The 12,377-nt window shown below is 67.8% G+C and carries 10 protein-coding genes; 5 read left to right on the top strand and 5 right to left on the bottom strand.

Features of this window, described 5'->3' with window-relative positions:
• Positions 1-111 precede the first annotated feature (111 nt).
• The 5 genes from infB to J5J86_RS07475 form a co-directional block, all read right to left on the bottom strand.
• The gene (gene infB, locus J5J86_RS07495) at positions 112-3,318 is read right to left on the bottom strand and encodes a translation initiation factor IF-2 (protein WP_209104272.1); all 3,207 of its coding nucleotides are present in this window, start codon (positions 3,316-3,318) and stop codon (positions 112-114) included.
• Complete coding sequence (locus J5J86_RS07490; RefSeq protein WP_247658212.1) at positions 3,315-4,031, bottom strand: RNA-binding protein; 717 nt, start codon at positions 4,029-4,031, stop codon at positions 3,315-3,317. The genes infB and J5J86_RS07490 overlap by 4 nt, the downstream gene beginning before the upstream one ends.
• Positions 4,032-4,052: 21 nt before the next feature.
• Entirely contained in the window at positions 4,053-5,660 is a 1,608-nt protein-coding gene (gene nusA / locus J5J86_RS07485) for a transcription termination factor NusA (RefSeq protein ID WP_209104271.1), read from the bottom strand.
• Positions 5,660-6,565, bottom strand: a complete 906-nt coding sequence (gene rimP / locus J5J86_RS07480; protein ID WP_209104270.1) for a ribosome maturation factor RimP — start codon at positions 6,563-6,565, stop codon at positions 5,660-5,662. Before rimP ends, nusA begins: the two co-directional genes overlap by 1 nt.
• 277 nt (positions 6,566-6,842) lie before the next feature.
• Positions 6,843-7,451: a helix-turn-helix domain-containing protein gene (locus J5J86_RS07475; RefSeq protein ID WP_209104269.1), complete on the bottom strand. Its 609-nt coding sequence runs from the start codon at positions 7,449-7,451 to the stop codon at positions 6,843-6,845.
• A 26-nt stretch (positions 7,452-7,477) separates the two neighbouring features.
• Between J5J86_RS07475 and J5J86_RS07470 the strand changes: the two genes are divergently transcribed.
• From J5J86_RS07470 to J5J86_RS07450, 5 genes are all read left to right on the top strand, one after another.
• Entirely contained in the window at positions 7,478-8,536 is a 1,059-nt protein-coding gene (locus J5J86_RS07470) for a DMT family transporter (RefSeq protein ID WP_342449165.1), read from the top strand.
• Between the two features lie 192 nt (positions 8,537-8,728).
• Positions 8,729-9,613 carry a metal ABC transporter substrate-binding protein gene (locus J5J86_RS07465; RefSeq protein WP_209105296.1) on the top strand — a complete coding sequence of 295 codons (885 nt, stop codon included), beginning with the start codon at positions 8,729-8,731 and terminating at the stop codon, positions 9,611-9,613.
• A 194-nt stretch (positions 9,614-9,807) separates the two neighbouring features.
• Positions 9,808-10,662 (top strand): manganese/iron ABC transporter ATP-binding protein, encoded by an 855-nt coding sequence (locus tag J5J86_RS07460; protein ID WP_209104268.1) that lies wholly within the window; start codon positions 9,808-9,810, stop codon positions 10,660-10,662.
• Positions 10,662-11,540 (top strand): metal ABC transporter permease, encoded by an 879-nt coding sequence (locus tag J5J86_RS07455; protein ID WP_209104267.1) that lies wholly within the window; start codon positions 10,662-10,664, stop codon positions 11,538-11,540. Before J5J86_RS07460 ends, J5J86_RS07455 begins: the two co-directional genes overlap by 1 nt.
• Positions 11,537-12,376 carry a metal ABC transporter permease gene (locus J5J86_RS07450; RefSeq protein WP_209104266.1) on the top strand — a complete coding sequence of 280 codons (840 nt, stop codon included), beginning with the start codon at positions 11,537-11,539 and terminating at the stop codon, positions 12,374-12,376. The genes J5J86_RS07455 and J5J86_RS07450 overlap by 4 nt, the downstream gene beginning before the upstream one ends.
• Position 12,377: the final 1 nt, after the last annotated feature.

The raw sequence follows: 12,377 nt of genomic DNA, 5'->3' as shown, positions 1-12,377 counted from the left end.
ACCGCCGGGCCGCAGGACCCGGGATGAGGGATGTTGGTTCGGGAAAGCGGCGGAGCCGAGGCCCCGCGCCATCTCCAGTCGCGGCGCCCCGAAGGGTGCCGGCCCAGCGGCTCAGAGCGAGCGGCGCACCACTTCCACGCGGTAGCACTCGATGACGTCGCCGGCGCGCATGTCCTGGTAGTTCTCGAAGGACATGCCGCAATCCTGGCCCGCATGGACGGTGTTCACAGCGTCCTTGTAGCGGTTCAGGGTCGACAGCTTGCCTTCGTGGATCACCACGTTGTCGCGAATGAGGCGGACATGCTGGCCGCGTTCCACGATGCCGTCGGTGACGGTGCAACCCGCCACCTTGCCCACCTTGGAAACCGCGAAGATTTCCTTGATGAGCGCATTGCCCAGCATGGTTTCGCGGTTGATCGGAGCCAGCAGGCCGCTCATGGCCTGCTTCACGTCATCCACCAAGTCGTAGATGATGTTGTAGTAGCGGATCTCGATGCCCGCCCGCTCGGCTGCCTCGCGGGCTTCCTTGTTGGCGCGCACGTTGAAGGCGATGATGGACGCGCCGGAGGTCTCCGCCAGCGTCACGTCGCTCTCATTGATGCCGCCAGCACCGGAATGGATCACACGGGCCTGGACCTCGTCGTTGCCGACCTTCTCCAGCGCGCCGATGATGGCTTCCACGGAGCCCTGCACGTCGCCCTTGATGATGAGTGGGAATTCCTTGCGGCCCGAGGATCGCACTTGGCTCATCATCTGCTCCAGCGAACCGCGGACGGTGGCGGACCGGGCCGCCGCCTTCTCGCGCTTCTGGCGCTGGCGATAGTCGGTGATTTCGCGGGCGCGGGCTTCGTTCTCCACCACCGCAAGACGGTCACCGGCCTCTGGCGTGCCGTTGAAGCCCAGCACTTCCACCGGGAAGGACGGGCCGGCCGCATCAGTATTGGCGCCGACGTCGGTGATGAGGGCGCGCACGCGGCCCCACTCGGCACCGGCCACGACGATGTCGCCGATATGCATGGTGCCGCGCTGGATGAGCACGGTGGCAACGGGACCGCGACCGCGATCGAGCTTGGCCTCGATGACGGTGCCTTCCGCAGCGCGGTCGGGATTGGCCGTCAGGTTGAGGATTTCGCTCTGCAGGGAGATGGCCTCCAGCAGCTTGTCCAGGTTGATCTGCTTGGTGGCGGAGACCTCCACTTCGAGGGTCTCGCCGCCCATGCTCTCCACCTGCACCTCATACTGGAGCAGCTCGGACCGCACCCGCTCGGGCTTGGCGTCGGGCTTGTCGATCTTGTTGATCGCCACGATCAGCGGCACCTTGGCGGCGCGCGCGTGGTTGATGGCCTCGATGGTCTGGGGCATCACGCCGTCATCGGCCGCCACCACCAGAACCACGATATCCGTCACCTTGGCGCCGCGGGCGCGCATGGCGGTGAAGGCGGCGTGGCCGGGGGTGTCGATGAAGGTAATCTTGCCGCCGAGCGGCGAGGTCACCTGGTAGGCGCCGATATGCTGGGTGATGCCGCCGGCCTCTCCGGAGACCACATTGGCCTTGCGGATGGCGTCCAAGAGCGAGGTCTTGCCGTGGTCGACATGGCCCATGATGGTGACGACCGGGGGCCGCGGCAGCAGCTTCTCTGGCGCGTCGGCCACGTCGAACAGGCCTTCTTCCACGTCGGATTCGGACACGCGGCGCACCGTGTGGCCCAAATCCTCGGCGATCAGCTCGGCGGTGTCGGCGTCGATCACGTCGGTGATCTTCACCATCTGGCCCTGCTTCATCAGCATGCGGATCACGTCCACCGCACGCTCGGACATGCGGTTGGCCAGTTCCTGGATGGTGATGGTCTCGGGCAGGATCACCTCGCGGGAGATCTTCTCCTTGCTCTCCATCGCCCGGTGGCCGGTCATGCGCTGGGTGCGCCGACGGAACGAGGCGACGGAACGCTGACGCTCCTCCTCGCTGGACAGAGCGTTGGTGAGGGTCAGGCGGCCGCGGCTCTTCTCGCTGCCGGGGCTCTTGGGCAGCTTGACCGGCGCGGCGGGGCGCGGCGGCGTGGCGCCGCGGCGGGCGGGACGACGCTCCTCATCCTCGCCCTCGGTGGGCGTGGTGGTTGCGGCCGGACGCGGGGTCAGCGGGCGGGCTGCCGGAGTGGCGGACGCGCTACGCGCGGCGCCCTGCTCCTCGCCAAAGCGCTTGCGCGCCTCCTGCTCGGCCTTGCGCTTGCTTTCATCCTCAAGGGCCCGGCGGCTCTCTTCCTCGCGCTTGCGGGCTTCGGCCGCCTCGCGCTCGGCGCGCTCGGCGCGCTCGCGCTCGGCGCGGCGACGGGCCTCCTCCTCGGCGACGCGGCGCTCTTCTGCCATGCGCTGCTCTTCGACCGCGCGGACGCGGGCGTCGGCAAGCGCATTGGCGCGGGCGTTCCGCTCTTCTTCTGTCAGCGTACGCAGAACCACGCCGGAGCCGCCCGGACGCTGCGCGCCGGGCCGGCCGCCGCCGCCGGGACCGCCCGAACGGCGATCGGCATTGGGACCGCCCTGGCCGGGGCGGTTATTGCCTTGGCCCGGACGCTGCTGGCCCTGGCCGGGCCGCTGTCCGCCGGTGGAGACGTTGCGAGCCGGGCCCGAAGAGGACGAGCCAGTGGGGCGCGACGCCGCGCCCGAGGATGTGGTGCGATTATCCATCGGTCGAGACGGGGTTGAGGCCGGCGCGGAGGTCCGCGGCGCGGGGGATGCGGGGGGCTGTGGCGCAGGCGCGGGCTTGGCCGAAACAGACGCGCCCGCCGCCGGAGCGGCTGTGGGCGCAGGGGTCGGCGCTGCAGGCGCTTCTACGACCGGTGCGGCCGGTGCGGGGGCTTCCGCCTTGGCGACGGGCGCCTCGACAGGGGCCGCGGGCGCAGGCGTGGCCGGCGCTTCGACTGGAGCCTTGGCGGTGACGGGTGCGGGTGCAGCCGGTGTGGCAGGCGCTGCCGGTGCCGGTGCTGGCGTCGGCGCAGGCGCGGCCTCAGGCGCCCGGGCGGTCACAGGTGCCGGAGGCTGGGCCGGCGCGGCCGGGCGCGGGGCAGCAGGGGTCGCAGGCGCAGCAGGCCGCGCTGCCGCCGGCGCGGGTGCCGGGGCAGGCGTCGGGGCGGGCGCAGCATTGGGCGCAGCCTCGCCAGGCGCAAATGTCCGGCGCTTCACCTTCTCTACCACAACCGCCTTGGAGCGGCCGTGGCTGAAGCTCTGACGGACCGTTCCCTGCTCCACCGGACGCTTCAAGGTCAACGTCTTGCCGGGGGCGGGGTGAAGGGTCTTGTCGCCGGGGGTCTTAGTATCGTTCATTCCGTATCCGTTCCTGGCATCCGTTCGTCCGGCGGGGCATGCCGATTGAGTGCACTGGCGGGTGGGGCGGGCCGCCAACGCTCAAGCTTACGGCACCGCGCGAGAAATCCCGCGGTCGTCGGATGCGCGAGCAGCGCAGCGTGTACCACATTTGACCGCCCCAGTGCCAAGTCCAATTCAAGGCCCGAGAGGCAGTTCACGATCGCCACCGCGCCCATGCCGGCGGCCATTCTGCGACGGACTGCACCGTCGAGCTTGCGCACCCCATCCGCGGCCGCATCGCTGGCATGCACAAGCACGCTCACGGGCTCACCGACGAGGGCGGATTCCACTTTCATATTTCCGGTTGTCACGCGTCCCGCCTTGTTGGCGAGGGACAGAGCCGCGCGGGTGTCCGCCAGCAGGCGCTCTTCCACCAGATCGGCGAGATCGGGGGCGGCTTGCCCCTTGCCGCGAAAGGCTCGCCCGAAGGCGCGGCGCTTCAGCGCGGTGGCCAGTGCTTCGCGTGTGGCCGTGACCCAGGCGCCGCGGCCGGGAAGCTCACGGGAAAGGTCGGGCACGATGGCGCCGTCCGGCGCCACCACGAAGCGGACCATGTCCGCTACCGGCGTGACCTCGCGCGTGGCGAGGCACAGACGCGCCAGCGGCGCGCGCGCGGACTTCAGCCCGCGCGGCCCCCCATCGGTCTCTTCCTCGTCCATGATCGCAAGCACGCCGGGTCATCTCCTTTTCTCTCAGGCCTGGGCGCCGTCGGCGCCCTCCGCATCCTCTTCGGATGCGGAGGCCAGATCGTCTTCGCTGATCCAGCCGGCGGCGATGCGCGCCTGCATGATCAGTTGTTCGGCATCCTCGCGGGTCAGCTGGAAGCCTTCGAGCGCGCCGGGGAAACGCTGAGTCTCGCCGTCCTTGCGCTCGCTCCAGCCGATGAGGTCATCGGTGGCGCAGCCGGCCAGGTCTTCCACGGACTTGATGTCGGCCTTGCCGAAGGCCACCAGCATCTTGGAGGTGACGCCGGGCACGTTCTTCAGCTCATCCTCGACACCCAGTGCCTTGCGCTCGTCGTCGAGGGCTTCTTCCACATCCGACAAGTGCTTGCGGGCGCGATTCTGAAGCTCGGTGGCGGTGTCGTCGTCGAAGCCTTCGATGCTGGAGAGTTCCGACAGCGGCACGTAGGCGATTTCCTCCACCGAAGTGAAGCCTTCGGAGGTGAGGAGCTGGCCCATCATCTCGTCGAGGTCGAGGGCCTCGGCGAACATCTTGGTGCGCTCGGCGAATTCCTTCTGGCGCCGCTCGCTCTCTTCCTGCTCGGTCATGATGTCGATGTCCCAGCCGGTGAGCTGGGAGGCGAGGCGCACATTCTGGCCGCGGCGGCCGATGGCGAGGGAGAGCTGCTGGTCGGGGACCACCACTTCGATCCGTTCGCGATCTTCGTCGAGCACCACCTTGACCACTTCGGCCGGGGCGAGCGCATTGACGATGAAGGTGGCGATGTCGGGGTTCCAGGGGATGATGTCAATCTTCTCGCCCTGCAGCTCGTTCACCACCGCCTGCACGCGCGAGCCGCGCATGCCGACGCAGGCGCCGACCGGGTCGACCGACTGGTCGCGAGAGATAACGGCGATCTTGGCGCGGGAACCGGGATCGCGGGCCACCGCCTTGATCTCGACGATGCCGTCATAGATTTCGGGCACTTCCTGCGCGAACAGCTTGGCCATGAACTGGGGATGGGTGCGCGACAGGAAGATCTGCGGGCCACGAGGCTCGCGGCGCACGTCGTAGATGTAGGCGCGAATACGGTCGCCGGTCTTCACCACTTCGCGGGGCAGCAACTCGTCGCGGCGCAGAATGGCTTCGCCACGGCCGAGGTCGACCACCACGTTGCCGTACTCAACGCGCTTGACGAGGCCGTTGCAGACCTCGCCGATGCGGTCCTTATACTCGTCATACTGCCGGTCCCTCTCGGCCTCGCGCACCTTCTGCACGATCACCTGCTTGGCCGACTGGGCGGCGATGCGGCCGAAGTCGAACGGGGGCAGGGTGTCGGCGATGGTGTCGCCCACCTGAGCGGCCGGATTATGCCGACGGGCGCCGTCGAGGGTGATCTCGGTGGCGAAATTCTCCACCTCGTCCACCACCAGGAGATGGCGGGCCAGCCGCAGTTCGCCGGTGCGCGGATTGATGTCCGCGTGGATGTCCGTCTCCTGGCCGTAGCGCGAGCGCGCGGCCTTGGCGATCGCGTCTTCCATGGCCGCGATCACGATGGAGCGGTCGATGGACTTTTCGCGAGCGACCGCGTCGGCGATCTGCAAGAGCTCAAGCCGATTTGCGCTGACGGCAACCATCAGTGCGTCTCCTTCGCTTTGGACTTGCCGGTCCGCGCTGCGCGGGAGCCCGGATTGGTGATCGCCAGGTCGGCGAGTTCGGTGGGGGAAAGGCGAGCCTTGCCGCTGGCCTTCTTGCCGGACGCCGCCTTCTGTTCCTTTTCCGCCTTGCGGGCGGTCTTCGCATCGCGCTTGCGCGCTTTCTTCTCGGCGAGATCCGCGGCCTTACGGGCATGGCCACGCTCGGCATTTGCCGCATCGACAGCGTCCTTGCGGTCGAGGTCGGCATCGTCTTCCGTGACGTCCTGCTCGTCCTCGAGGCCGTCTTCGTCACCTTCCAGACCGCGCTCGGCCGCGCGAGCCCGGCGCAGGGCCTCGGTGATGAGGGCGTCGGTCAAGACCAGCTTGGCCTCGCCGATATCGCCGGCGGGGAGCTTCACCAACGGATCCTCGCCCGCCGGCGCGTCAGTGCGCTTGAGCAGGGCGTCCGCGCCTTCCGCACCCAGAAGGATGCCGCGGAAGCGCTTGCGGCCGTTGACCGGCACCGCCATCTCGGCCTTCACCTCATGGCCAGCCCAGCGCACGAAGTCGCTCAGGCGTACCAAAGGCCGGTCAATGCCGGGGGAGGAGATTTCAAGCCGATAGGCGCCGGAAATCGGGTCTTCAACGTCGAGCACGGGTGATACCGCCCGGGAGATCGCCTCGCAATCGTCCACGGTCATGGAGCCGTCAGGCCGCTCCGCCATGATCTGCAGCGTCCCGCCATCGCGGCTGGACACCTTGACCCGGACCAAGCGGTAGCCGAGATCCGCGACCACGGGCTCCACGATGGCGGCAATGCGCGCCGCGACCCCGGACTCGGTGATGAGGCGGGGTTCGTGAGGATCGCCGGCATCAAGGGCCAAAGCGTCGATCGGGTCGGTCATGTCCCTCCGGGACGTATCTGAGCCGCCAGGACCGGGCCTGGGCGGCTGTGAAGGCTTTTCCACCTCGCCCGGCATCGGACCGGGCTCGAGCGTTCGCGCAGAAAGAGCGTTCAGGTAAACGAAAATCGAGCGGGCCCTGGGAAGGACCCACTCTCATCACCTTCGACTGCGATGGCTCTGAGGTATCCCCTCATGGGGACATCGCTAATATAGCCGGAACGCAATCAGATGCAAGGGGAAGCGGGCGGCGGCAGACAGGGGGCCTGCTCTCCGGCGCCTAGACCGCGATGTTCCGGATGAAGCGGACGCAGTCTGGGCCGGCATTGCGGAACGTATAGGGGGCGGTGTTGGCGAAGACCAGGAAGTCTCCGGCTGAAATGATCGAGGTCTCTCCGCCTCGCTCCAAGGTGAGCGTACCCTCCATCACATAGATCATCTCGTGCCAGCCCACCGCATCGGGGCGCGCCTCATAGCGCTCGCCCGGCGCGAGCGACCACACCCACAACTCGGCTTCCAGCCGCGCGGGGGCGGTGCCGAGCAGGACCGCGCGGCTCTCGGGCGCCTGGCCCTGCCACAGCACCTGGTCAATGCGGGCACCGTCGCGGGCTTCCGGCGCGCGGACTACCTCGGAAAAGGGAGCACTCAGCGCCTCGGCCAGGCGGTCCAGATTGGCCAGAGAGATGTTGGCCTCGCCGGTCTCGATGGCGACGATCATACGCCGGCTGAGCCCGGACGCTTCTGCCAAGGCGGCTTGGCTCAGGCCCTTAGCCTGGCGCAATCGGCGAACGTTTCCAGCCACATGGGCCAGCACGTCCGGTCGTGGAGCGGGGTCAGGAGAGCGGTCGTCCGCCACATCGGCACCCGTAGGAGAGGCTTGACTGCGCATTATATTGCACCTATGACCTGCGCATTATGTTGCGCATCTCGCTCCCACACAATCCTTTCCTGCTGGGAAAGGCCTATCGCCCGCTCCTGACCTCCAGCGGCATCGAGGCGGCGCGCCGTCCGGTGCGCCGGGATGCGGTACCGCGATCGGAGCGGGAGCCCGGCCTTCCCGTGGCGGCGCCCGCCCGCCGGTGGCCGCTGCCCGCCTGGATGACCGGGCCGCGGGGCAGCGAGCTGGCGCTCGTGCTCATCACCATGATCTGGGGCACGACGTTTCTCGTGGTCCATCAGGTGCTTGCGGTCACCGGACCGCTCATTTTCGTGGGACTGCGCTTTGGCGCGGCGGCCTTGGTTCTGGGGCTCATTGCCCTGCCCGTGCTGCGGCGGGTCACCATGCGGGAGCTGGTGGCCGGAACTCTGATCGGCGTCAGCATCTTCTTCGGATACGCGCTGCAGGCCTATGGCATGCAGACCATTACGTCCAGCCAGTCGGCTTTCATAACGGCCATGTATGTGCCGCTGGTTCCGCTGCTGCAATGGGCCGTCATGCGCAAGGCGCCCCGGGCCATGGCCTGGGCGGGCATCGCGCTGGCCTTTGCGGGTCTGGTGCTGCTGGCCGGGCCGGGTGCGACTTCGCTCGGGCTGGGGCGCGGCGAGCTGTTCACGCTGGCCGCGACCGTCGCCATCGCCGCAGAAATCCTTTTGATTTCAATGTTTGCGGGGCAGGTGGACACGCTTCGGGTGTCGGTGGTCCAACTGGCGGTGGCCTCGCTGGTGGCCTTTGTGGCCATGCCGGTGGTGGGGGAAGCCGTGCCGGCCTTCTCCTGGTACCTGGTGTTCGCGGCCGTGGGTCTGGGGCTGGCGAGCGGGCTCATCCAGGTCACCATGAACTGGGCGCAGAAGCGGGTATCACCCACGAAGGCGACCCTCATTTATGCCGGCGAGCCGGTCTGGGCGGGGCTGGTGGGACGTCTCGCCGGAGAGCGGCTGCCGGGCCTCGCCTTGGTGGGCGCGGGGCTGATCGTACTGTCCGTGATCGTGTCTGAACTCCGCTTCAGGGGCAGGCAAGTCACTGACAACAAATGAAGTTACGCCTCGTCTGGGGTGGTTGACAGGGCGGGGTCGGCGCGGTTGCCGGCCCCCGTTTTCGTTTGGAAGCCAAATTCTCAACTTTGCTTTTGCGAACGAGTTGCAATTGCGAGGGGCGCGTGGCAGGCTTGCCCCATGAGACAGCCGCCCGCAATCCGCCCCTTCGCCCCTCTTAGCCGCCGGAGCCTCATGGCCGCCGGGGCGCTCACGCTCGCGAGTGGTGCGCTGGGCCTGCCTGCCAGCGCCGAAAAATCACGCAAATTCAAGGTGATAACCACCTTCACCATCATCGCCGACATGGCCCGCAACGTGGCCGGGGAGGCGGCGGAGGTGGAGTCGCTGACGAAGCCGGGGGCCGAGATCCACAATTACCAGCCCACCCCCGGCGACCTCATCAAGGCCCAGGATGCCCAGCTGATCATCTGGAACGGGTTGAACCTGGAGCTCTGGTTCCAGAAATTCTTCCGCAATCTCAAGGGCGTACCGGAGGCTGTGGCGAGCGCGGGGGTGCCGCCCATCGCCATCTCCCAGGGCCCCTATTCGGGCAAGCCCAACCCCCATGCCTGGATGTCGCCCAATGCGGCCTTGACTTATGTGGATAATATTCGCGACGCGCTGGCGCGGCACGATCAAGTAAACGCGCAAGTCTATATTTCCAACGCCGAGGCGTACAAGGCCCAGATCAAGGCTTCCATCGACCCGATCAAGGCGGAATTTGCGCGAATTCCGCCGGAACAAAGGTGGCTCGTCACCTCGGAAGGGGCCTTCTCGTACCTGGCGCGGGATTTCGGCCTGAGGGAGCTCTATCTCTGGCCCATCAATGCGGACCAGCAGGGCACCCCCCAGCAGGTGCGGCGGGTCATCGATATGGTGCGCAAATACCATATCCCGGCCGTCTTCTCCGAGAGCACGGTCTCGCCCGATCCGGCCAAGCAGGTGGCGCGGGAGACGGGGGCGAAATATGGTGGGGTGCTCTATGTGGACTCCCTGTCGGACGCCTCCGGCCCGGTGCCCACCTATATCGACCTCATGAAGGTGACGTCGCAGACCATTGTCACCGGGCTCATGCCATGAGCCCGGCGCCAAGAGACTCCGCTCATGCCATGAGCCCGGCGCCAAGAGACTCCGCTCATGCCATGAGCCCGGCGCCAAGAGACTCCGCTCATGCCATGAGCCCGGCGCCAAGAGACTCCGCTCATGCCATGAGCCCGGCGCCAAGAGACTCCGCTCATGCCATGAGCCCGGCGCCAAGAGACTCCGCTCATGCCATGAGCCCGGCGGAGAACGCGCCGCCGGACGTCGGCATCGCGGTGCGCCACCTCACCGTCACCTATCGCAACGGCCACACCGCGCTCCGGGATGCCACGTTCGAGATCCCCACGGGCACCATCGCGGCCTTGGTGGGGGTGAACGGCTCGGGCAAGTCCACCTTGTTCAAGGCCATCATGGGCTTCGTGCGGGCGGCGCGGGGGGAGATTGCCATCCTCGGCGGCACCGTCGGGGCGGCGCTGAAATCCAACAAGGTGGCCTATGTGCCCCAGAGCGAGGAGGTGGACTGGACCTTCCCCGTTCTGGTTGAGGACGTGGTCATGATGGGCCGCTACGGCCATATGGGCTTCCTGCGCCGCCCCCGCCCCGCCGATCACGCGGCGGTGGACGGGGCGCTGGAGCGGGTGGGCATGGCGGCTTTCCGCCACCGGCAGATCGGCGAACTCTCGGGCGGGCAGAAGAAGCGGGTGTTCCTCGCCCGGGCGCTGGCGCAGGAGGCGCGGGTCATCCTGCTGGACGAACCCTTCACCGGCGTCGATGTGAAGACCGAGGACGCCATCATCGCCTTGTTGCGGGCGCTGAAGGCGGAGGGCCGGGTGATGCTGGTCTCCACCCATAATCTGGGCTCGGTGCCGGAATTCTGCGACCGCACCATTCTCATCAAGGGCACCGTGCTGGCCTATGGGCCGACCGCCGAGGTCTTCATCGAGGCGAACCTCGCCCGCACCTTCGGCGGCACGCTGCGTCATTTCGTGCTGGGCGATGCCGGTGGGCGGCTGCGCGTGCTCTCGGGCGACGAGCGGCCCCTCGTGGTGGGCCTGCCGGAAGCCGACCGGGACGCGGGGGCGGCCTGATGGACCTGCTGCTCCAGCCCTTCGCCTATGGCTACATGGTCAACGCCATGTGGGTGAGCGCGCTGGTGGGGGCGGTGTGCGCCTTCCTGTCCGCCTATCTCATGCTCAAGGGCTGGTCGCTCATCGGAGATGCGCTCTCCCACGCCATCGTCCCCGGCGTGGCGGGCGCCTATATGCTGGGCTTGCCCTTTTCGCTCGGGGCCTTCTTTTCCGGCGCGCTGGCGGCGGGGGCCATGCTGTTCCTCAATGCCCGGACGCGGCTGAAGGAAGACACCATTATCGGCCTCATCTTCAGCTCCTTCTTCGGGCTGGGCCTGTTCATGGTGTCGGTCTCGCCCACCTCGGTGAACATCCAGACCATCGTGCTGGGCAACATCCTGGCCATCACGCCGGAGGATACGCTGCAACTGGCGCTTATCGGCTTCGTCTCGCTGGCGGTGCTCACCGCCAAGTGGCGGGATTTGATGGTCACCTTCTTCGATGAGACCCATGCCCGCTCCATCGGCCTCAATACCGGGCTGCTGAAGGGTGTCTTCTTCACCCTGCTCGCCGCCTCCACGGTGGCGGCGCTCCAGACGGTGGGCGCCTTCCTGGTGATCGCCATGGTGGTGACACCCGGCGCTACCGCTTATCTGCTCACCGACCGCTTCCCGCGCCTGATCCTGCTCTCGGTGGCCATCGGCGCGCTGACCAGCTTTTTCGGCGCCTATGCCTCCTTCTTCCTGGATGGGGCGACGGGCGGCATCATCGTGGTCTTGCAGACGCTGATTTTCCTGGCCGCCTTCCTGCGGGCGCCGAAGCACGGGCTCCTCGCCGCCCGGCGGCGGGGCGCGGCGGCGCTCGCCGCGGCGGATGCGGGCCGGGAGGTGGCGCCATGAGCCTCTTCGCCGTGCTGGCCCAGCCGCTCCAGTTCGAGTTCATGCGCCTTGCCCTCATCATCGCGGTGCTGGTGGCGGTGCCCACAGCGCTCCTGTCGTCCATCCTGGTGCTGAAGGGCTGGTCGCTGATGGGCGATGCCGTCTCCCACGCCATCCTGCCCGGCGTGGTGCTGGCCTATATGGCCGGCCTGCCGCTGGCCTTGGGGGCGTTCGTGGCGGGCCTGTCCTGCGCGCTCCTTGCGGGCTATCTGAAGGCCAACAGCCGGGTGAAGCAGGACACGGTGCTGGGCGTGGTGTTTTCCGGCATGTTCGGCCTCGGCCTCGTGCTCTACACCTCCATCGCCTCCGACGTGCACCTGGACCACATCTTGTTCGGCGACATGCTGGGGGTCGGCTGGGACGACATTGCCGAGAGCGCCGTCATCGCCTTGGTGGTGGGCGGCCTCCTGGTGCTGAAATGGCGGGATTTGCTGCTGTTCGCCTTCGACCCCGCCCAGGCGCGGGTGGTGGGCCTGCCGGTGAACCTGTTGCATTACGGGCTGTTGTGCGGCCTGTCCCTGGCGGTGGTGGGGGCGCTGAAGGCGGTGGGCATTATCCTGGCCATCGCGCTCCTGATCGCGCCCGGCGCCATCGCCTTCCTGCTGACGCGCAGCTTCGGCGCCATGCTGGGGGTGGCGGTGGTGGTTGCGGTCTCCGCCGCGCTCGCCGGGGTCTATCTGTCCTTCTTCCTGGACAGCGCGCCCGCGCCCACCATCGTGCTCATCCTGAGCGCCATGTTCGTGGCCGCCTTCGTGCGGGCCACCACGTCCGCGCGGCGGGTGGAGGAGGGGGCCTGAC

The organism is Aquabacter sp. L1I39, assembly GCF_017742835.1.
GTDB lineage: Bacteria > Pseudomonadota > Alphaproteobacteria > Rhizobiales > Xanthobacteraceae > L1I39.
Note: the sequence above shows the minus strand (reverse complement) of the source record. Positions and strands in the feature narration are given on the sequence as shown.